Annotated in this window: 16 protein-coding genes and 1 pseudogene; 12 read left to right on the top strand and 5 right to left on the bottom strand. The window is 70.2% G+C overall.

Going from position 1 to position 20,179, the window contains the following annotated elements:
• The first annotated feature begins 190 nt into the window (after positions 1–190).
• Positions 191–844, top strand: a complete 654-nt coding sequence (locus O7609_RS12940; RefSeq protein WP_269736796.1) for a PadR family transcriptional regulator — start codon at positions 191–193, stop codon at positions 842–844.
• 48 nt (positions 845–892) lie between these two features.
• Positions 893–1,975 carry an inositol-3-phosphate synthase gene (locus O7609_RS12935; RefSeq protein ID WP_269736797.1) on the top strand — a complete coding sequence of 361 codons (1,083 nt, stop codon included), beginning with the start codon at positions 893–895 and terminating at the stop codon, positions 1,973–1,975.
• A gap of 146 nt (positions 1,976–2,121) precedes the next feature.
• Here the strand turns inward: O7609_RS12935 and O7609_RS12930 are convergent, their stop codons facing one another.
• The 3 genes from O7609_RS12930 to O7609_RS12920 all read right to left on the bottom strand — a co-directional run bounded on the left by O7609_RS12930 (position 2,122) and on the right by O7609_RS12920 (position 4,835).
• Positions 2,122–3,153 (bottom strand): alanine racemase, encoded by a 1,032-nt coding sequence (locus O7609_RS12930; RefSeq protein WP_269736798.1) that lies wholly within the window; start codon positions 3,151–3,153, stop codon positions 2,122–2,124.
• Between the two features lie 53 nt (positions 3,154–3,206).
• Entirely contained in the window at positions 3,207–4,328 is a 1,122-nt protein-coding gene (locus tag O7609_RS12925; protein ID WP_269736799.1) for a lipid II:glycine glycyltransferase FemX, read from the bottom strand.
• A 180-nt stretch (positions 4,329–4,508) separates the two neighbouring features.
• Complete coding sequence (locus tag O7609_RS12920; RefSeq protein ID WP_269736800.1) at positions 4,509–4,835, bottom strand: hypothetical protein; 327 nt, start codon at positions 4,833–4,835, stop codon at positions 4,509–4,511.
• Between the two features lie 277 nt (positions 4,836–5,112).
• Here O7609_RS12920 and rpsF point away from each other — a divergent pair, with 277 nt between their 5' ends.
• From rpsF to rplI, 4 genes are all read left to right on the top strand, one after another.
• A complete protein-coding gene (gene rpsF, locus O7609_RS12915) occupies positions 5,113–5,403 on the top strand; it encodes a 30S ribosomal protein S6 (RefSeq protein ID WP_219092052.1) in 291 nt (96 codons plus the stop codon).
• Between the two features lie 82 nt (positions 5,404–5,485).
• Entirely contained in the window at positions 5,486–6,055 is a 570-nt protein-coding gene (locus tag O7609_RS12910) for a single-stranded DNA-binding protein (protein ID WP_269743610.1), read from the top strand.
• A 64-nt stretch (positions 6,056–6,119) separates the two neighbouring features.
• The gene (gene rpsR / locus O7609_RS12905) at positions 6,120–6,356 is read left to right on the top strand and encodes a 30S ribosomal protein S18 (protein ID WP_003978893.1); all 237 of its coding nucleotides are present in this window, start codon (positions 6,120–6,122) and stop codon (positions 6,354–6,356) included.
• 17 nt (positions 6,357–6,373) lie between these two features.
• Complete coding sequence (gene rplI, locus O7609_RS12900) at positions 6,374–6,820, top strand: 50S ribosomal protein L9 (protein WP_269743609.1); 447 nt, start codon at positions 6,374–6,376, stop codon at positions 6,818–6,820.
• Positions 6,821–6,917: 97 nt separating this feature from the next.
• Here the strand turns inward: rplI and O7609_RS12895 are convergent, their stop codons facing one another.
• The gene (locus O7609_RS12895; protein WP_269744353.1) at positions 6,918–8,228 is read right to left on the bottom strand and encodes an MATE family efflux transporter; all 1,311 of its coding nucleotides are present in this window, start codon (positions 8,226–8,228) and stop codon (positions 6,918–6,920) included.
• Positions 8,229–8,767: 539 nt separating this feature from the next.
• On the opposite strand from O7609_RS12895, the gene dnaB reads away from it, so the two are divergent.
• The 4 genes and pseudogenes from dnaB to O7609_RS12875 all read left to right on the top strand — a co-directional run bounded on the left by dnaB (position 8,768) and on the right by O7609_RS12875 (position 13,407).
• Complete coding sequence (gene dnaB / locus O7609_RS12890) at positions 8,768–10,240, top strand: replicative DNA helicase (protein WP_269736803.1); 1,473 nt, start codon at positions 8,768–8,770, stop codon at positions 10,238–10,240.
• A pseudogene (locus O7609_RS12885) lies at positions 10,219–10,446 on the top strand (VOC family protein); the annotation flags it as partial. The gene dnaB and the pseudogene O7609_RS12885, both read left to right, overlap by 22 nt.
• A 138-nt stretch (positions 10,447–10,584) precedes the next feature.
• On the top strand, positions 10,585–12,051 hold the full coding sequence (locus tag O7609_RS12880) for a glycosyltransferase family 87 protein (RefSeq protein ID WP_269743608.1): 1,467 nt from the start codon (positions 10,585–10,587) through the stop codon (positions 12,049–12,051).
• A gap of 60 nt (positions 12,052–12,111) precedes the next feature.
• Positions 12,112–13,407, top strand: coding sequence for an MFS transporter (locus O7609_RS12875; protein ID WP_269743607.1), 1,296 nt, complete (start codon positions 12,112–12,114; stop codon positions 13,405–13,407).
• 122 nt (positions 13,408–13,529) lie between these two features.
• Here the strand turns inward: O7609_RS12875 and O7609_RS12870 are convergent, their stop codons facing one another.
• Positions 13,530–15,026: a CCA tRNA nucleotidyltransferase gene (locus O7609_RS12870; protein ID WP_269736806.1), complete on the bottom strand. Its 1,497-nt coding sequence runs from the start codon at positions 15,024–15,026 to the stop codon at positions 13,530–13,532.
• A gap of 209 nt (positions 15,027–15,235) precedes the next feature.
• Between O7609_RS12870 and O7609_RS12865 the strand changes: the two genes are divergently transcribed.
• Both O7609_RS12865 and murJ read left to right on the top strand, forming a co-directional pair.
• Positions 15,236–17,692, top strand: a complete 2,457-nt coding sequence (locus O7609_RS12865) for a DUF6049 family protein (protein WP_443072105.1) — start codon at positions 15,236–15,238, stop codon at positions 17,690–17,692.
• 55 nt (positions 17,693–17,747) lie between these two features.
• A complete protein-coding gene (murJ, locus tag O7609_RS12860; protein WP_443072104.1) occupies positions 17,748–20,129 on the top strand; it encodes a murein biosynthesis integral membrane protein MurJ in 2,382 nt (793 codons plus the stop codon).
• The last annotated feature ends 50 nt before the right edge of the window (positions 20,130–20,179 follow it).

Below are 20,179 nucleotides of genomic sequence, written 5' to 3'. Positions count from 1 at the left end.
GACCGCGAACACTCTCATCCCGGCCTTGCCGCATGCCTCGGGCCGTTCTATCGTCGGGATGTATCGAAGCGATACATCACAGCGGTACATCACTCCGGCACACGACTCCGGGACGCCGCTCTGGCACATCGCGGCGGTACATCGAACGGTCAGCGCACGGAGCGGTGGGACGAGAAGGGGAGGGGCGTCCATGAGCAGACGGTCCGGCATCCTCGAGTTCGCCGTTCTGGGGCTGCTGCGCGAGGCCCCGATGCACGGTTACGAGCTGCGCAAGCGGCTCAACACCTCGCTCGGGGTCTTCCGGGCCTTCAGCTACGGATCGCTCTACCCCTGCCTCAAGACGCTCGTCCAGCAGGGATGGATCACCGAGGAAGAGGCCCAGCTCGCGAACGACGCCCGCGGGGCAGCGCTGACCGGCCGGCGGGCCAAGATCGTCTACCGGCTCACAGCGGAAGGCAAGGAGCACTTCGAGGAGCTGCTCGCGCAGACCGGACCCGATGCCTGGGAGGACGAGCACTTCGGCGTGCGTTTCGCCTTCTTCGGCCAGACCTCCCGGGACGTGCGCATGCGGGTGCTGGAAGGGCGCCGCAGCCGCCTTGAGGAACGCCTCGACAAAATGCGGGCCTCCCTGGCCCGCACCCGCGAGCGGCTGGACGACTACACCCTCGAACTGCAGCGCCACGGCATGGAGTCCGTGGAGCGCGAGGTCCGCTGGCTCAACGAGTTGATCGAGAGCGAACGCGCGGGGCGCGATCGACGCGATCAACGACAGTCAGGAGATACGGGCGATCTGCCCCGGCATCGGGGCGATACCCGGCCGGATTCGTCCGACGACACCACCTGAGTTCCGCACCGTGCGGAATTCTTCGAGTACACAAGGGGAGCAACCGGAATGGGTTCGGTTCGCGTAGCCATCGTCGGTGTGGGTAACTGCGCCGCCTCGCTGGTGCAGGGCGTCGAGTACTACAAGGACGCCGACCCGGACAGCCGCGTCCCGGGTCTGATGCACGTCCAGTTCGGCGACTACCACGTCTCGGACATCGAGTTCGTGGCAGCCTTCGACGTGGACGCCAAGAAGGTCGGCCTCGACCTGGCCGACGCCATCGGCGCCAGCGAGAACAACACCATCAAGATCTGCGACGTGCCCAGCACCGGAGTCACGGTGCAGCGCGGCCACACCTACGACGGCCTGGGCAAGTACTACCGCCTGACCATCGAGGAGTCGGCCGACGAGCCGGTCGACATGGTCAAGGCACTCAAGGACGCGCAGGCCGACGTCCTCGTCTGCTATCTGCCCGTGGGCTCCCAGAGCGCCGTCGAGTACTACGCCCAGGTGGCGATCGACGCCAAGGTCGCGTTCGTCAACGCCCTCCCGGTGTTCATCGCCGGCACCAAGGAGTGGGCGGACAAGTTCACCGAGGCCGGCGTGCCGATCGTCGGCGACGACATCAAGTCCCAGGTGGGCGCCACCATCACGCACCGCGTGATGGCCAAGCTCTTCGAGGACCGCGGCGTCATCCTGGACCGCACGATGCAGCTCAACGTCGGCGGCAACATGGACTTCAAGAACATGCTGGAGCGCGAGCGGCTGGAGTCGAAGAAGATCTCCAAGACGCAGGCGGTCACCTCCCAGATCCCCGACCGCGAGCTGGGCGAGCACAACGTGCACATCGGCCCGTCGGACTTCGTGGCCTGGCTGGACGACCGCAAGTGGGCCTACGTCCGTCTGGAGGGCCGTGCCTTCGGTGACGTTCCGCTGAACCTGGAGTACAAGCTCGAGGTCTGGGACTCCCCGAACTCCGCCGGCGTCATCATCGACGCGCTGCGCGCGGCGAAGATCGCCAAGGACCGGGGTATCGGTGGCCCGATCCTCTCGGCGTCCTCGTACTTCATGAAGTCCCCGCCCGTGCAGTACTTCGACGACGTGGCCCGCGAGAACGTCGAGAAGTTCATCAAGGGTGACGTCGAGCGCTGAACCGCTCCCGGCTGAGCCAACGGCGAAGGGTCGTGTTTCACGTGAAACACGACCCTTCGCCGTTCCTCCTGTCCGCTGCTCGCACTCACCGGACGTCCCCGTGCGCCCCGCCCCGGGCGTGCCGCGGCGAAGTCCGCCGGAGAGGCTTAGCGCTCGACCAGTCGGTCGTACTGCGTCGTGGTGTGGCGCAGGTGGGCCACCAGCTCGTCGCCGACACGCGGCTCAGCCGCTTCGGCAGGGATGAAGAGAATGGAGACCTGCATGTGCGGGGGCTCGGCGAACCAGCGCTGCTTGCCGTCCCAGACGAACGGCGACAGGTTGCGGTTCACCGTCGCCAGCCCCGCCCGGGCGACCCCCTTGGCCCGGGAGGTCATTCCGTGGAGCGCCTTGGGGGCCTCCAGCCCCACGCCGTGCGAGGTGCCGCCGGCCACGACGGCCAGCCAGCCGTCCCCCGGGGCTTTCTGCTGCCGGTAACCGAACCGGTCCCCCCGCGCCACCCGCGTGACGTCGAGGATCGAGCCCTTGTACTCGGTGGCCGCGTGGTCCCCGAGCCACAGCTTCGTCCCGATCCGCGCCCGGAAGCGGGTCTGCGGGAACTGCTGCTGGAGCCGGCGGAACTCCTCGGGCCGCAGATGGCTCACGAACATGGTGTCCAGCGGCAGCCGGGCGGCGCGCAGCCGGTCCATCCAGCCGATGACCTCCTCCACCGCGTCGGAACCGTCCGTCCGGTCGAGCGGCAGGTGGATCGCGAAGCCCTCCAGGCGAACGTCCTCGATCGACGACCGGAGCTTGCCGAGTTCCTCCTCACGCACCCCGTGCCGCTTCATCGAGCTCATGACCTCGATGACGACGCGGGCGCCGACGAGCGCCCCGACGCCGTCCACCGAGGACACCGAACGGATCGCCCGGTCCGGCAGCGGCACCGGCTCCTCGCCCCGCCGGAAGGGAGTGAGCACCAGCAGATCGCCGCTGAACCAGTCCTTCATCCGGGCGGCCTCGTAGGTCGTGCCCACGGCCAGGATGTCGGAGCCGAAGCGGGTGACCTCCTCGGCCAGACGCGGGTGTCCGAAGCCGTAGCCGTTGCCCTTGCAGACAGGCACGATGCCCGGAAACTGCTGCAACACCGTCTGCTGGTGCGCTCGCCAGCCGGACGTGTTGACGTAGAGGGAGAGCGCCATGCCGGTGGGGGTCCTTTCTCGTGGGCGGTGACCGGACCGTGGGCGGAAACGGGTCAGCGGCGGGACATGTAGATGTCGAGCGCCTTGTGCAGCAGCTTATTCAGCGGGAAGTCCCATTCGCCCAGGTACTCGGCCGCCTCGCCGCCGGTGCCCACCTTGAACTGGATCAGGCCGAACAGGTGGTCGCTGTCGTCCAGCGAGTCCGAGATGCCCCGCAGGTCGTAGACGCTCGCGCCGAGCGCGTACGCGTCCTGGAGCATGCGCCACTGCATCGCGTTCGACGGGCGCACCTCGCGCTTGTGGTTGGCGGACGCGCCGTAGGAGTACCAGACGTGGCCGCCGACGACGAGCATCGTCGCTGCGGCCACCGGCTCACCCTCGTGCACCGCGAAGTACAGCCGCATCCGGTTGGGGTCCTCGTTGTTGAGGGCCTTCCACATCTGCTGGAAGTAGCCGAGCGGGCGCGGCCGGAACCGGTCGCGCTCGGCCGTCACCTCGTACAGCTGCTGCCACTGCGGCAGATCGTCGAAGCCGCCCTGCACGACCTCGACCCCGGCCTTCTCCGCCTTCTTGATGTTGCGCCGCCACAGCTGGTTGAAGCCCTTGTGCACGTCCTCCAGGCTGCGCTGCTCCAACGGCACCTGGAACACGTAGCGCGGCTGGACGTCCCCGAAGCCGGCACCGCCGTCCTCGCCCTGCTGCCAGCCCATCCGGCGCAGCTTGTCCGCCACCTCGAACGCCCGGGGCTCGATGAACGTGGCCTCGACGTCCCGCAGCCGCTTGACCTCCGGGTCCTGGATGCCCTTCTTGATGGCGGGGGCGTCCCAGCGCCGGATGACGACCGGCGGGCCCATCTTCACCGAGAAGGCGCCCTGGCGCTTGAGATGCGCCAGCATCGGCTTGAGCCACTCCTCCAGGTTGGGCGCGTGCCAATTGATGACGGGGCCCTCGGGCAGGTACGCGAGATAGCGCTTGACTTTGGGCAGCTGCCGGTAGAGCACCAGCCCGGCGCCGACCTGCTCCCCCGTGCGCTCGTCGAACCAGCCCAGGTTCTCCGGGCGCCACTCGGTCTTCACGTCGGCCCACGCCGGGATCTGGCAGTGGCTGGCCGAGGGCAGGCTCCGGATGTACGCCAGATGCTCTTCGCGGCTGATGGTCCTCAGGGTCAGGCTCATTCGGGGGCGCTCCTCCGGCGTACTTCGCAGGGTCTGGCGCGAAGCCTACTGCGCGGAGCAGCACCCCGTACGGGCACAGTCACCCTCACCAGACCCGTCGGTACCCGGCACCGACGCCCCGTGCGGCGGACCAGCCGGCCCCTGCTCGGCAGGACCGTCGCGGGTGGGCCCCGAGCGGGCCTAGTCGAAGAACCCGACGAAGAAGCCGCCGTTGGCCATCCCCAGATAGAGCCCGAAGGCCGCCGCGCCGAGGCCGATGATCAGCACGAAACGCTCGGCCGTCGTGGCGGAGATCATCTGCCCCCGCAGCCCGGTGAGGACACCCACGAGGCCGACCCAGGACGCGAGCACGTGGAGCCCGTCGAAGAAGGACGTCACGAACGCGACAAGCCCCAGGACCAGCGTCGCCGCCGTGAAGGCGTTCTCCACGGGATGGGGCCTGCCGTCGGTGTTGAGGAGGTCGAAGAGGCCGTGTCTGTGGCCCTGAGGTCGGACTGCCTGTGCCATGTGGCACCTCCCAGCGGAAGGCGGCGAGCCGTGGCGCCGCTCACACCCGTTGTGTCCAGATTGCGGGGTACTCGGGCCGGATTTCAACCGGAAGGACGAGCACGGGTACGCTGTACCGTCTGCACCGGTGCCTGCCCGGCCACCCCTGATCCGCTCCGGCGACGTCCGGCGCTGTCAGAGGCGGCCTGTACAACGGCAGGGACCGTGGCTGACACGCATATGACCCTCCTGCCACGGAACGACCGTGGCCGCTGAGTCCAGAGGAGGTGGGTTCCACATGCGTCACTACGAGGTGATGGTGATCCTCGACCCCGATCTCGAGGAGCGCTCCGTCGCACCGCTGATCGAGAACTTCCTTTCCGTCGTCCGTGAGGGCAAGGGGAAGGTCGAGAAGGTCGACACCTGGGGCCGTCGTCGTCTCTCCTACGAGATCAACAAGAAGCCCGAGGGCATCTACTCGGTCATCGACCTGCAGGCCGAGCCTGCGGTCGTGAAGGAGCTCGACCGCCAGATGAACCTGAACGAGTCGGTCCTCCGGACCAAGGTGCTCCGTCCCTCCGCTCGCTGAGCCCCGGCCAGCGAACGAAGGTTCCGAGTAGCGCCACGCAGCCCAAGCAGCCAGCAGCAGCAGCACGCCGAGAGGTACCCCCATGGCAGGCGAGACCGTCATCACGGTCGTCGGCAATCTGGTCGACGACCCCGAGCTGCGCTTCACCCCTTCCGGTGCGGCGGTCGCGAAGTTCCGCGTCGCGTCCACCCCGCGCACCTTCGACCGGCAGACCAACGAGTGGAAGGACGGCGACAGCCTGTTCCTGACCTGCTCGGTCTGGCGTCAGGCGGCGGAGAACGTCGCCGAGTCCCTCACCCGGGGCACCCGGGTCATCGTGCAGGGCCGGTTGAAGCAGCGGTCGTACGAGGACCGTGAAGGGATCAAGCGCACGGTCTACGAGCTGGACGTCGACGAGGTCGGCGCCAGCCTGCGTAACGCGACCGCGAAGGTCACCAAGACCAGCGGCCGCGGCAGCCAGCAGGGTGGCGGCGGCTGGGGCGGCGGCCCCGGCGGCCCCGGCGGCCCCGGTGGTCAGCAGGGCGGGGGCGGCGCCCCCGCGGGCGACCCGTGGGCGACCGGCGCCCCGGCCGGCGGTGGCCAGCAGGGCGGTGGCGGTGGCGGCTGGGGCGGCGGCTCCGGCGGCGGCTACTCGGACGAGCCTCCCTTCTGACCGGTCCGTGACCGGTTCGAGGGCGGGCTCTCCCGCAACTTCTTGAACTCACTGGAGAGAGACCATGGCGAAGCCGCCTGCTCGCAAGCCGAAGAAGAAGGTTTGCGTGTTCTGCAAGGAGAAGATCTCCTACGTCGACTACAAGGACACGAACCTGCTGCGGAAGTTCATTTCCGACCGCGGCAAGATCCGTGCCCGCCGGGTCACCGGCAACTGCACCCAGCACCAGCGTGACGTCGCCACGGCTGTGAAGAACAGCCGTGAGATGGCGCTGCTGCCCTACACGTCGACCGCTCGCTGAGGAAGGGTGACCGCATCATGAAGATCATCCTTACCAACGAGGTTTCCGGTCTCGGCATCGCCGGCGATGTCGTGGACGTGCGTGACGGGTACGCCCGCAACTACCTGCTCCCCCGTGGTTTCGCGATCCGCTGGACCCGCGGTGGCGAGAAGGACGTCGAGCAGATCCGTCGCGCCCGCAAGATCCGCGAGATCGCCACGATCGAGCAGGCCAACGACGTCCGGGCGCAGCTCGAGGGCACCAAGGTGCGCCTCAAGGTCCGCGCGGGTGAGGGCGGCCGTCTCTTCGGCTCCGTCACCCCCGCCGACATCGCCACAGCGGTGAAGTCGGCCGGCGGTCCGGACGTGGACAAGCGCCGCGTCGAGCTGGGCTCGCCGATCAAGACCCTCGGCTCGCACGAGGTCTCGGTCCGGCTGCACACCGACGTCGTCGCCAAGGTCGGCGTCGAGGTCCAGGCCGCGTAAGGCACACGCTGCCAACGGCTCGGGAGCGGGCCGCGCCCTGCACGGGGTGCGGCCCGCTTTCCGTGTCCGTGCGCCCCGCAGGAGCCCCGGGGAGCCCTCAGCCGCGGACGGCGCCGGTGACGAGCCAGCGCCCGGAGCGGGCCCGCCACCACAGAGTGGCCAGTCGCGTCGTCATCATCAGCCCCGCGATCGTCCACCACAGCGCCGTCAGTCCGCCGCCGAGCGTCGGCACGGCGAGGGCCACCGGAGCGAAGACGGCCAGGACCGCGAGCATCGCCCCGGCGAGATAGGGCCCGTCACCGGCTCCCATGAGCACGCCGTCCAGCACGAAGACGACGCCCGCGACGGGCTGGGTGACGGCGACGACGAGCAGCGCCGGGAACAGGGCGTCGTGCACGGCCGGGTCACCGGTGAACAGCGGCAGGATCAGCGGGCGGGCCAGCAGGACCAGCACCCCGAGCACGACGCCCGAGAGCACGCCCCACTGCACCATCCGACGACAGGCCGCCCTGGCCCCGGCGGCGTCGTCGGCGCCCAGGTAGCGGCCGATGATCGCCTGACCCGCGATGGCGATGGCGTCCAGGGCGAAGGCGAGGAGGGCCCACAGGGTGAGGGTGATCTGGTGGGCGGCGACGGAGGCGTCGCCCAGCCGGGCGGCGACGGAGGTGCCGATCAGCAACACCGCGCGCAGGGACAGCGTGCGGACCAGCAGGGGAGCGCCCGCCTGGGCGCAGGTCCGGATCCCCGACGGGTCGGGGCGGAGCGAGGCCCCGTGCCGCCGGGCGCCGCGGACGACGACGGTGAGATAGACGGCGGCCATGCCCCACTGCGCGAGTACCGTGCCCCAGGCGGACCCGGCGATCCCGAGGCCCGCCCCGTACACGAGCAGCACGTTGAGCCCGGCGTTCGCCGTGAAGCCGCCGACGGCCACGTAGAGCGGCGTGCGGGTGTCCTGGAGACCGCGCAGGACGCCCGTGGCGGCGAGGACGGTGAGCATCGCGGGAATACCGAAGAGGCTGATCCGCAGATAGGTCACCGCGTGCGGGGCTGCGGTGGCGGAGGCCCCGAAGAAGTCCACGAGCGCGGGGGCGAACGGGTAGCCGGCGGCGAGGACGGACAGCCCGAGGAGGAGGGCGAGCCAGATGCCGTCCATACCCTGCCGGATCGCCGCGGGGAGCTCGTTCGCGCCTACCCGGCGGGCCACGGCGGCGGTGGTGGCATAGGCGAGGAAGACGAAGACGTTGACCCCGGTGGTGAGGATCGCCGCCGCGATGCCGAGCCCGGCGAGCTGCGGGGTGCCGAGGTGCCCCACGATCGCACTGTCCGCCAGCCGGAAGAGCGGTTCGGCGACGAGAGCGCCGAAGGCCGGTACGGCCAGGGCGAGGATCTCCCGGTCGTGGCGGCGCATCGCCGAACGCCGCGGGCCGACTGCGACCGTCTCCGGACGTTCCTCGGCAGCGCTGCGGTCGGTTGCGGGGCGCGAGGAGGGCATGCGGTGATTGAAACATCCACAGGTAACATTCACAACCGGCATGAGGTCCTTACATTTCTCGCTCTGTGCATCGCCCTGGCCGCCGTCGTCCACGGATCTCCCCACTTGTCGGCCACTTTTTCTCCTGCACAGCCGGTGGACGGAGAATCCGCAGGTGGGCGCATGAATCCCAGGGACGGCGCGGGCTTCTCCACAGCGCTGTCCCCCGGGTCGTGCACAGGAAGCCCCGGGTTCTCCACAGGATGTGCCCCGTCACCCACAGAGCCCTGTGGATAACCGAATTGGCCCGGCCCGCCCCCGGCTCTACCGTTGTGCGGCGCCCGCCTTCCGTTCCCCTTTTCTTCGCCGCGCGACCGATGCGCCGTAACCGGAGTAGGGCGCCTCAGTTGTCAGAGCTGTGCCGTAGAAAGCCAGAGAAGCTGTGCACTGCGGCTCGCACGGGAGGAGGTGGCAGGGTGACCCAGCCCGAGCACCTGGAGGACCCCTGGGCCGCCACACCGGCGGCCCGCCCGGCCGAACACCTCCCCGTCTCCCGGCAGCGCCGTGGCACGGAGCCCGAGGGCGAGCAGCACGACCGGGGCCAGGACACCTTCTCCGGCAACACCTTCGAGCGCGTCCCCCCGCAGGACCTCACCGCCGAGCAGTCCGTGCTCGGCGGCATGCTCCTGTCGAAGGAGGCCATCGCCGACGTCGTGGAGGTCCTCCAAGGGCAGGACTTCTACCGGCCGGCCCACGAGACGATCTACCAGGCCGTCCTCGACCTCTACGCCAAGGGTGAGCCGGCCGACCCGATCACCGTCGCCGCGGAGCTCACCCGGCGCGGCGAGCTGGCCAAGGTCGGTGGAAACGGCTACCTGCACTCACTCGTCCAGACGGTCCCCACCGCCGCCAACGCCGAGTACTACGCGGAGATCGTGCACGAACGTGCCGTCCTGCGCCGTCTCGTCGAGGCGGGCACCCGCATCACCCAGATGGGATACGCCGCCGACGGCGACGTGGACGAGATCGTCAACTCGGCACAGGCCGAGATCTACGCCGTCACCGAGCAGCGCACCTCCGAGGACTACCTGCCCCTCAACGCGATCATGGAGGGCGCGCTCGACGAGATCGAGGCCATCGGCTCCCGCAGCGGCCAGATGACCGGCGTCCCCACCGGCTTCACCGATCTGGACTCCCTGACCAACGGTCTCCACCCCGGCCAGATGATCGTCATCGCGGCCCGTCCCGCCATGGGCAAGTCCACCCTGGCCCTCGACTTCGCCCGGGCCTGTTCCATCCGCAACAACCTGCCGAGCGTCATCTTCTCCCTGGAGATGGGCCGCAACGAGATCGCGATGCGCCTGCTGTCCGCCGAGGCCCGCGTCGCCCTCCACCACATGCGCTCCGGCAGCATGACCGACGAGGACTGGAACAAGATCGCCCGGCAGATGCCGCAGGTCACCGAGGCGCCCCTCTACATCGACGACTCGCCCAACCTGACGATGATGGAGATCCGGGCCAAGTGCAGGCGCCTCAAGCAGCGCAACGACCTCCAGCTCATCGTCATCGACTACCTCCAGCTCATGCAGTCCGGTGGCGCCCGCCGCCCCGAGTCCCGGCAGCAGGAGGTCTCGGAGATGTCCCGGAACCTCAAGCTCCTGGCCAAGGAGCTCGAGGTTCCCGTGATCGCCCTCTCCCAGCTCAACCGAGGCCCCGAGCAGCGCACCGACAAGAAGCCGATGGTCTCCGACCTGCGTGAGTCCGGCTCCATCGAGCAGGACGCCGACATGGTGATCCTCCTGCACCGCGAGGACGCCTACGAGAAGGAGTCGCCCCGCGCCGGGGAGGCCGACCTCATCGTGGCCAAGCACCGCAACGGCCCCACCGCCACCATCACCGTCGCCTTCCAGGGCCACTACTCGCGCTTCGTCGACATGGCCCAGACCTGACCGAAGGAAAGGCGGCCAAGAACCGACTGCACCTTGATGTGCGGGGCGCCACCGGGCTCGTGGGCGCAGAGCGCCTCGACATGCTTGAGGCCGAGTGCGCACGGACGGTCCCGCTCGGCGCGGTACTCGTCCGCACACTGTATGACGGCAACGACGCGTGCATCCCGATGCTGGACATCGAGGGCAACGAGTTCTGCCTCGACTGAGGACCAGCGAACGGGGCCTGGTTCCGTCCCCGTCCGTGATGAGCCTGAACAGCCCTCCACCGCGATTCCGGTCACCGTGACCGGAATCGCGGTGGAGGACCCGGGAGGCGCCGCGGGGCGTAGGGCAGGATGTGGGGCATGACGAGCGTGCGTGACGACGGGGTCGTGCGACCCACCGTCGAGGACGAGGTCGCCGCCGCGGGCAGCGAGGCGATCGGCGGACCTCTCGGCAAGCGTGCGCTGGTCGGACACCACTGGTGGTCACCGGTGCGGATCGTCGTGCTGTGCGCCCTCGGACTCTTCGCCCTGGGCATGGTGCAGAAGCTCCCCTGCTACGAGGGCGGCTGGTTCTTCGGCCGGGGCGCGCAGTACACCCACGCGTGCTACTCGGACATCCCCCACCTCTACACCGGCCGCGGCTTCGAGGCGGGAATGACGCCCTACGTCGACCGCATCACGCAGTTCTCCGGCGGGATGGAGTTCCTGGAGTACCCCGTGCTCACCGGGGCCTTCATGCAGATCGCGTCCTGGTTGACCCCGGACTTCGCCCAGACGATGCAGGAGCAGCAGGCGTACTGGCTGGTCAACGCCGGGATGCTGATGATCTGCACCGCCGTCCTCGTGGTGTGCGTGGCCCGCACCCATCGTCGTCGCCCCTGGGACGCGCTGCTGGTGGCGCTCGCTCCGGCGTTCGCGCTGACGGCCACGATCAACTGGGACCTGCTGGCAGTGAGCCTGACGGCAGCCGCCATGCTCATGTGGTCACGCAGCCGCCCCCTCGCGTTCGGCGTGCTGTTGGGTCTGGCCACGGCGGCCAAGCTCTATCCCGTCCTGCTGCTCGGCCCCCTGCTCGTGCTCTGCTGGCGGGCCGACCGCTGGCGCGCCTTCGGGGCGGCACTCGGCGGTACCGTGGGCACCTGGCTCGCGGTCAATCTGCCGGTCATGCTCATCGCGACCGAGGGCTGGGGGAAGTTCTACAGCTTCTCCCGGGAACGGCCGGTGGACTTCGGCTCCCTGTGGCTCATCATCGCGCAGCGCACGAGCTTCCCCACGGAGACCGCGAACATCGCCGGCATCGTCCTGATGCTCCTGGGCTGTGCGGGCATCGCGATGTTGATCCTGTTCGCACCGCGGCGTCCACGCTTCGCACAGGTCGCGTTCCTCGTCGTCGCCCTGTTCATCCTCACGAACAAGGTCTACTCCCCGCAGTACGTGCTGTGGCTCATCCCACTGGCCGCCCTCGCCAGGCCCCGGTGGCGGGACATGCTGATCTGGCAGGCCTGCGAGGTCGCCTACTTCCTCGGCATCTGGATGTATCTCGCGTACACCTCCAGCGAGAACAACCAGGGGCTGCCGCAGGAGGGCTACCACCTCGCCATCGCCGTGCACCTGCTGGGGACGCTGTACCTGTGCGGCATGGTGGTGCGCGACGCGCTCAGGCCCGAGCACGACCGTGTGCGCCGGGATGGCTCCGACGATCCGTCCGGCGGTGTGCTCGACGGCGCCCCGGACGCCTTCACGTCGCATGTCCTGGAGCCGGTCTTCCCGGAGCCGCCGATCTCGTCCGAAGGCGGCACCGTACGCTGGGGTACCCCGAGACGCTGACCGATCACTGTCGACCGCTGTTTCACGTGAAACATGACGGGCGACGGGAACCGAGGCCCGATGCCTGCCGGACGTGGCGGACTGATCCACGACGCGCGAGTGCTGATCCGTTTCCGGGATTTCCGCCGCCTGTTGGCCGTCCGCCTGCTCTCCCAGCTGGCCGACGGAGTCTTCCAGGTGGCACTGGCCACCTACGTCGTCTTCTCGCCCGAGCGACAGGCCTCGGCGGGTGCCATCGCCGGCGCGCTCGCCGTACTCCTGCTCCCCTACTCACTCCTCGGGCCGTTCGCCGGCGTCCTGTTGGACCGGTGGCGGCGCCGTCAGGTCCTGCTGTACGGCAACCTCCTGCGCTCCCTGCTCTCGCTGGGCACCTGCGCTCTGGTGTTGGTGTCCGTGCCGACCTGGCTCTTCTACCTCTCCGCCCTCTCCGTCACCGCCGTCAACCGCTTCATCCTCGCCGGTCTCTCCGCCGCCCTGCCCCGGGTCGTGGACGGCGAGCGGCTGGTCATGGCCAACTCCGTGTCCCCTACCGCCGGCACCCTCGCGGCCACCCTCGGCGGCGGCCTCGCCCTGGGCCTGCGGGCCGTCCTTCCCAACGGCGCCAGCGCCGACGCCTGGGTGGTCCTCTGTGCTGCCGCGGTGTACGCCACGGCCGGGCTCTCCGCGCTGCGGATGGGACGCGAACTCCTCGGCCCCGAGCCAGGCCAACGGCAACCCCACATCCTCGCGGCGATCGTCAGCACTGCTCGCGGCCTGTTGGACGGCCTCCGGCACCTCGCCCACCGTCGTACAGCCGCCCAGACGCTCATCGCTATCGGAGTGCTGCGCTTCTGCTACGGGGCACTCACGGTCATGCTGCTGATCCTGGCCCGCCATGCCTGGAGCGACGACGTCGACCACGGGGTGGCTCTGCTCGGGCTGGCCCTGGCCGTCTCCGGCCTCGGGTTCTTCACCGCCGCGGTGATCACCCCCTGGGGTGCGCGGCGCCTGGGCCGGCTGGGCTGGATGGCCTGGTGTGCCACCGTGGCGGCCGTGCTCCTCCCGGTGCTCGGCCTGTGGTTCCGGCCCGGGCCCATGCTCGTCGCCGCGTTTCTGCTGGGCGCGGCATCTCAGGGGGCGAAGATCATCACGGACACGGTGGTCCAGACGACCGTCGACGACGGCTACCGCGGTCGGGTGTTCTCCCTCTACGACATGCAGTACAACGTCGCCTTCGTCGCCGCTGCCTCGGTCGCGGCCCTCGTCCTGCCTCCCGATGGCCGCTCCGCCCCGCTCGTGGTGGCCGTCGCTCTCCTCTACGGCCTCACCGCGCTGAGCGTGTTCCGCCTCCGCTCATCGGCGTCACCGTCGCTCTGAACCGCAGCTCTCCGGAAGGACGACGGGGGCGGATCAACGGAGGTACCGGGAGCCGAGCGCGGGGGGGTGTTTCACGTGAAACGCCCCCCCCGCTCGGCTCGGCTCACCGGCGCGCCGGGCTCTCAGTCCTCGCGGGACGCCCACCACTTCTTGAGGGCGGCCACCGCGGCCTCTCGCTCCATGGGACCGTGCTCAAGACGCTGGTCCAGCAGGAAGCGGTAGGCCGCACCAATCTCCGGGCCGGGCTTCAGCCCCAGCACCTCCATGATCTCGTTGCCGTTGAGATCGGGACGGATGGCGTCCAGCTCCTCCTGCTCCTGAAGCTGGGCGATGCGCTCCTCCAAGCCGTCGTAGGCCCGTGCCAGCGCGTTGGCCTTGCGCTTGTTCCGAGTGGTGCAGTCGGAACGGGTCAGCTGGTGCAGGCGGTCCAGCAGCGGCCCGGCATCGCGCACATAGCGCCGCACGGCCGAGTCCGTCCACTCGCCGGATCCGTAGCCGTGGAAGCGCAGATGCAGCTCCACCAGCCGGGAGACGTCCTTCACCAGCTCGTTGGAGTACTTCAGGGCGGTCATCCGCTTGCGGGTCATCTTGGCGCCCACCACCTCGTGGTGGTGGAAGGAGACCCGGCCGTCCTTCTCGAAACGGCGCGTCCGCGGCTTGCCGATGTCGTGCAACAGGGCGGCGAGGCGCAGGGTGAGGTCGGGCCCGCCCTGCTCCAGGTCCATCGCCTGCTCCAGCACCGTCAACGAGTGCTCGTAGACGTCCTTGTGCCGGTGGTGCTCGTCACGCTCCAGCCGCAGGGCCGGAAGCTCCGGTACCACCCGCTCGGCGAGCCCCGTCTCCACCAGGATCTCCAGACCCTGCCGGGGGTGGTCGGAGAGAACCAGCTTGTTCAGCTCGTCCCGCACCCGCTCAGCGGACACGATGTCGATGCGCTCCGCCATGTCCCGCATGGCCGCACGTACGGGCGCGTCCAGGGAGAAGTCCAGCTGGGCGGCGAACCGGGCGGCCCGCATCATCCGCAGCGGGTCGTCCGAGAAGGAGGCCTCGGGTGTGCCCGGGGTGCGCAGCACACGGCGTGCGAGGTCCTCCAGGCCCTGGTGCGGGTCGATGAACTCCTTCTCCGGCAGGGCGACCGCCATGGCGTTCACCGTGAAGTCGCGCCGGACCAGATCCTCCTCGATGGAGTTCCCATAGGAGACCTCGGGCTTGCGGGAGGTGCGGTCGTAGACCTCGGACCGGTACGTCGTGATCTCGATCTGGTACTCCTGGGGCCCCGGCTGGTCCGCGCCGGTGCCCTCCGCGGCCTTGATGCAACCGACGGTGCCGAAGGCGATGCCCACCTCCCACACGGCGTCTGCCCAGGGGCGGACGATCTTCAGCACGTCCTGGGGACGCGCGTCCGTGGTGAAGTCGAGATCGTTGCCGAGCCGCCCCAGCAGGGCGTCCCGCACCGAGCCACCGACGAGCGCGAGCGAGAAGCCCGCCTCCCGGAAGCGGCGGGCCAAGTCGTCGGCCACGGGAGACACCCTCAGCAGCTCACTCACCGCACGGCGCTGCGCGGTGCTGAGCTCCTGGTTCGGCTGCTGGACGTTGCTGTCAGTCTTGGCGTTCGGCACAACAGCACAGGGTACGTGCCGTCTCCCCACTCGCGCTCACCCGTTCCGGGCGGCTCCCGCCGCCGGGAGCCGCCGGGAGCCGGTGGCGGGCGTCGTCGGACGTACACCGCGGCACCCGCGACGCGCGGGGCTCGTTAGCATCGGGGAAGCGGCAGATCACCAGCGGCAGACCTGCAGCGGCAGGGCGACCAGACGGGACGGACCATCGCGTGGCCGAAGCGCCGAAAATCCAGGGGAGCCACACCCCGGCTGTGCCCGGACGCCGACTCCGCCGTGCCGCCGCGGCCCTGATCATGCCCCTGCCGCTGCTGCTCGCGGGCTCCCCCCACGCCGGTGCCGCCACGGCCGCCCCACATACCACCGCGCCCCGCGTCGGCCCCGTCGGCGGAACGAGCGACGTGGCCGCCCGGGAGTCCGCCACCAGCGAGTCGGCCACCGGCTCCCGCACGGCGGAGATCGCGATCACCGGAGTGACGCCCGTGATCCCCGGTGAGGAGGAGACCCTCACGGTCAAGGGCTCCGTGACCAACCGGTCCCGGGAGACGATCACCGGCCTGGAGGTGAACCTGCGCGGCGGCCCACGGCTGTCGACCCGCAGCGCCATCGACCGGGCCGCCGGCCGTGAGGGCTTCTCCTACGCGCAGGACGGCAGGGAGGTCACCGACGAGGATTCGGCGTTCACCCTCGACGACATCACCCCGGGCGGCACGCGTCCCTTCACCCTCAGGGTCCCGGTGGAGGAGCTGGAGCTGGACGCGAGCGGCGTGTACCAACTCGGTGTGGCCGTCTCCGGCCGCGGCGGCGGCTCCGGGGAGCAGGTGCTGGGCATGGGGCGGACCTTCCTGCCCTGGCAGACCGACCCCGCGTCGACCCGTACCGACGTCACCTTCCTCTGGCCGCTCGTCTCCACCCCGCACCTCACCGCCCGCACGGCCTCGGACGAGCAGCAGACGCCGGTGTTCCGGGACGACGACCTCGTGGACGAGATCTCCCCGGGCGGCCGGCTCTACGAGCTCGTCCGCCACGGCTCCGATCTCCCGGTCACCTGGGTCGTGGACCCGGACCTGCTGGCGTCGGTCAACGCCATGACCGAGCCGTACCAGGTACAGACACCCGACGGTCCGGTCGCCGGGACCGGACGCGACGCGGCGAACCGATGGCTCAACGAGCTGCAGCGGGCGGTCGAGGACGAGGAAGTCGTCGCCCTGCCCTTCGGTGACCCCGACGTGGCCTCGCTCGCGCACCGTGGGCGCGACGTCTCCGGCGCACTGGGCCATCTGCAGTCGGCCACCGAGGCCGCCCAGGTCACGGTGGAGACCATCCTCAACACGGCGCCGAGCACCGACTACGCCTGGCCGGTGGAGGGGGCCATCGACCCGTCGGTCGTCTCCGTCGCCACCTCGGCCGGAGCCCGCAACGTCATCGCCCGCAGCGACAGCCTGCGGGAGGACCGCAGCCTCCCGTACACCCCGAACGCCGCCCGTCCCGTCGGCGGTGGCATCACGGCGGTGTCGGCGGACGCCACCCTGTCCACCCTGTTCCAGGGCGACATGACGCGGGCAGACAGCTCCACCTCAGCCGTTCAGCGCTTCCTCGCCCACACCCTGGCGATCACCGAGCAGAACCCCACGAAGCAGCGCAGCATCCTCGTCACTCCCCAGCGCATGCCGACGGCCAGCCAGGCCGCCACCATGGCCACGGCCATCGAGGCCGTGGCCGACGACGGCGGCTGGGCGCGCTTCGTGGACCTCGGTGAGACGGCGAAGGCCAAACCCGACCCGAAGGCGAAGCGCCAGGTGCCCGGCCGTTCCGCCTATCCCCAGCACCTGCGCGAGCAGGAGCTGCCGACCGCCGCGTTCGAGTCGATGCGCAGGACGCAGAGCACGCTCAACGACTTCACGGTCATCCTCAGCCAGGAGGACCGGGTCGTGACGCCGTTCGGCAACGCCATTCGCCGGGAGATGTCCACGTCGTGGCGCGGCCGGGCCGATGACTCCGCGGACTACCGTGACTCCGTGCAGGAGTACCTCGTCGGACTCACCGACCAGGTGCGTCTCGTGCCCAAGTCCCCCATGACGCTCTCCGGCCGCAGCGCGACCATCCCGGTGACGGTGCAGAACAACCTGGTCCAGGAGGTCGACGGGCTGGAGCTGCGGCTGACCTCCGGGCGCCGGATCGGCCTGACGGTCGACGACGACGTCAAGCCGCTGGTGGTCGAGGGTGGTCACAGCCAGTCGATCACGTTCGACACGACGGCCAACGCCAACGGACGGACCTTCCTGACGGCACGGCTCTACACGAAGGACGGCGACCCCTACGGTGAGCCGATGACCTTCCAGGTGGACGTCACCGAGATCACGTCCACCGTGCTGCTGGTCATCGCCGGCGGCGTCCTGCTCGTCGTCCTGGCCGGAGTACGGATGTACACGCAGCGCAAGCGCCGCGGCCCGCAGCCCGACCCGGACGCCCCGCTGGCCTCCCGGCGGGACGAGTCCGAGGCCGGGCCGGAAGCCGCGGCAGAGGACGGCGCGGAGAACGGTGCGCGGAACAGCGCGACGGCGGACACGGACACCGAAGCCTCCCCACGCCCGGTCCGTGACGCTCACGATGACACCCGGCCCGAAAGCGGGGAGTCCTCGGGGCCAGGTGAGAAAGTGGACTGTTGAGCGAGGCAGCGGGCCGAACGCCGGCGCGAATGATGAGGTGGGGTACGCAGTGAATGTGCCGTACGACCGCGACCGCGGCGAGCGGGGGCCGTCCACGCCCGAGGGCGAGGGGCAGGACGCACGTCAGCGGGGCGCCCACGGCGGTGCCCCTTACGGCTACCCGGACCCGGCCGCGCAGCCCCCGGTGGACGAGGCGGGGTACGGGCGCACCCCGTACCCACCGCCCGGCCCGCAGCCGCCGCACCAGCAGCCGCCCGCACCGCGCCATGCCGCCGAGCCCCACCACTGGCCCGCACCGCCCCCCGCCGGGCCCCACGCGCCCTCCCCGCATGCCGCCTACGGGGCCGAACCCGCGCACGCCCAGCACCCCGGGGCCGACGGGCTGACCGCTCGGGGCCCCGGACACGACGGGCACCCTTCGGCCGTGCACCCCACACAGCCCGACGACGCCTTCGAGTACCTCTTCCGGGACCAGCAGCAGATCCCGCAGCAGCAGCCGCAGCCCCGGCTCGACGCCGCGGGGCCGCCCCCGCACCCGCAGGACGGTGCGTATCCGCAGCCCGGCCCGCACTACCAGCAGCCTCACCCGCAGCAGCCTTATCCGTACCCGCAGCAGCCCCAGGCCGCCCGGTACGAAGCACCGACGCCCGCACCGCAGCCGTATCCACAGCCGCCGGCCTCCGCCGAGCAGCCACCGGCCGCACCGCTCGCCCCCGAGGCCGGGCCCGTCGGCGCGGCGGGCACGCCACCGCAGGGCCCGGGCGCCACCCCGCAGGCGCCCGCAGCGGAGCAACCCGGCGGACGGGGCGGCGGACTGCTGCGGTCCAGCGCCGTGATGGCCGCCGGCACGCTGGTCTCCCGCGTCACCGGATTCGTCCGCAGCCTCGTGATCGCCGCAGCGCTCGGCGTCGCCGTCCTCGGTGACGCCTACACCGTCGCCTACACGCTGCCCACGATGGTCTACATGCTGTCGATCGGCGGCGGCCTCAACTCCGTCTTCGTACCGCAGCTCGTGCGGGCGATGAAGAACGACGAGGACGGCGGCGAGGCCTACGCCAACCGGCTCCTGACCCTGGTCATGGTCATCCTCGGCGCTCTGACGCTGCTCACCGTGGTCGCCGCCCCCCTGCTCGTGCGGATGCTCTCGGTGTCCATCGCGGACGATCCGGACGCCAACAACGTGGCCGTGACCTTCGCACGCTACTGCCTGCCCACGATCTTCTTCATGGGCGTGCACGTCGTGATGGGACAGATCCTCAACGCCCGCGGCCGCTTCGGTGCGATGATGTGGACACCCGTCCTCAACAACCTCGTCATCATCTTCGCGTTCGGCTCGTTCATCTGGGTCTACGGCACCTCGGCCAGCTCCGACCTGGGAGTGGCGACGATCCCCCCCGAGGGGGTCCGGCTGCTGGGCGTGGGCACCCTCCTCGGCCTCGTGGTCCAGGCGCTGGCCATGCTCCCCTTCCTCCGGGCGGCCGGCTTCCACTTCCGGCCTCGTTTCGACTGGAAGGGCCACGGGCTGGGCAAGGCGGCCAAGCTCGCCAAGTGGACGTTCCTGTTCGTGCTCGCCAACCAGGCCGGCCTGCTCGTCGTCACCCAGCTCGCCACCGCGGCCGGTGCGGACGCCGCCGCTGAGGACATCGAGGGCGCGGGCATCCTCGGCTACCAGAACGCCCTGCTGATCTGGCAGATGCCGCAGGCCATCATCACCGTCTCCGTCATGGCGGCCCTGCTGCCCCGGCTCTCCCGGTCCGCGCACGACGAGGACCGCGACGCCGTCCGCGAGGACCTCTCCCACGGACTGCGCACCTCGGCGGTCGCCATCGTGCCGATCTCGTTCTCGTTCCTCGCGCTCGGCGTGCCGATGTGTCTGATGCTCTACGCCTCCGCCGGAGCGGACGCCGCCGCCTCCATGGGCTTCATCCTCATGGCCTTCGGGATCGGTCTCATCCCGTACTCGGTGCAGTACGTCGTCCTGCGCGCCTTCTACGCCTACGAGGACACCCGGACGCCCTTCTACAACACCGTGATCGTCGCCACCGGCAACGCCGCGGGTGCCGGGCTCTGCTACCTGCTGCTGCCCAGCCGCTACGCGGTCGCCGGAATGGCGGCGGCCTACGGCGCGGCCTACGCCGTGGGCGTGGGCGTGGCATGGCGTCGGCTGCGCAGAAAGCTCGACGGCGATCTGGACGGTTCGCGTATCGCCCGTACCTACGCCCGGCTGTGCCTCGCCAGCGTGCCCGGTGCCCTGCTGGCCGGCGCCGCCGCCTACGGTGTGATCCGCGCCCTCGGTGACGGCTTCACCGGGGGACTGACGGCACTGGTCGTCGGCTCGCTGGTACTGGGCGCGATGTTCGTGGTCACCGCCAAGCGGCTGCGCATCCAGGAGATGACGGCCATGATCGGCATGGTCCGGGCGAAGCTCGGCCGCTGAGACCACCCGTACCGCCGACTCGTGTCGTGCACCACAGCGAGCTGCGGGCA

Origin of the sequence: Streptomyces sp. WMMC1477 (assembly GCF_027460245.1) — a bacterium.
GTDB lineage: Bacteria > Actinomycetota > Actinomycetes > Streptomycetales > Streptomycetaceae > Streptomyces.
The sequence above is the reverse complement of the archived record's forward strand: the minus strand, read 5'-3'. Positions and strand labels throughout refer to the sequence as shown.

What these genes read in the sequence shown, in the direction of transcription:
- O7609_RS12880 (WP_269743608.1), top strand. Translation starts at nt 10,585, where the DNA reads ATGACGAGCGTGCGTGACGACGGGGTCGTGCGACCCACCGTCGAGGAC.
- O7609_RS12940 (WP_269736796.1), top strand. Translation starts at nt 191, where the DNA reads ATGAGCAGACGGTCCGGCATCCTCGAGTTCGCCGTTCTGGGGCTGCTG.
- O7609_RS12930 (WP_269736798.1), bottom strand. Translation starts at nt 3,153, where the DNA reads ATGGCGCTCTCCCTCTACGTCAACACGTCCGGCTGGCGAGCGCACCAG.
- O7609_RS12925 (WP_269736799.1), bottom strand. Translation starts at nt 4,328, where the DNA reads ATGAGCCTGACCCTGAGGACCATCAGCCGCGAAGAGCATCTGGCGTAC.
- rpsR (WP_003978893.1), top strand. Translation starts at nt 6,120, where the DNA reads ATGGCGAAGCCGCCTGCTCGCAAGCCGAAGAAGAAGGTTTGCGTGTTC.
- rplI (WP_269743609.1), top strand. Translation starts at nt 6,374, where the DNA reads ATGAAGATCATCCTTACCAACGAGGTTTCCGGTCTCGGCATCGCCGGC.
- O7609_RS12910 (WP_269743610.1), top strand. Translation starts at nt 5,486, where the DNA reads ATGGCAGGCGAGACCGTCATCACGGTCGTCGGCAATCTGGTCGACGAC.
- rpsF (WP_219092052.1), top strand. Translation starts at nt 5,113, where the DNA reads ATGCGTCACTACGAGGTGATGGTGATCCTCGACCCCGATCTCGAGGAG.
- O7609_RS12895 (WP_269744353.1), bottom strand. Translation starts at nt 8,228, where the DNA reads ATGCGCCGCCACGACCGGGAGATCCTCGCCCTGGCCGTACCGGCCTTC.
- O7609_RS12935 (WP_269736797.1), top strand. Translation starts at nt 893, where the DNA reads ATGGGTTCGGTTCGCGTAGCCATCGTCGGTGTGGGTAACTGCGCCGCC.
- O7609_RS12920 (WP_269736800.1), bottom strand. Translation starts at nt 4,835, where the DNA reads ATGGCACAGGCAGTCCGACCTCAGGGCCACAGACACGGCCTCTTCGAC.
- O7609_RS12875 (WP_269743607.1), top strand. Translation starts at nt 12,112, where the DNA reads ATGCCTGCCGGACGTGGCGGACTGATCCACGACGCGCGAGTGCTGATC.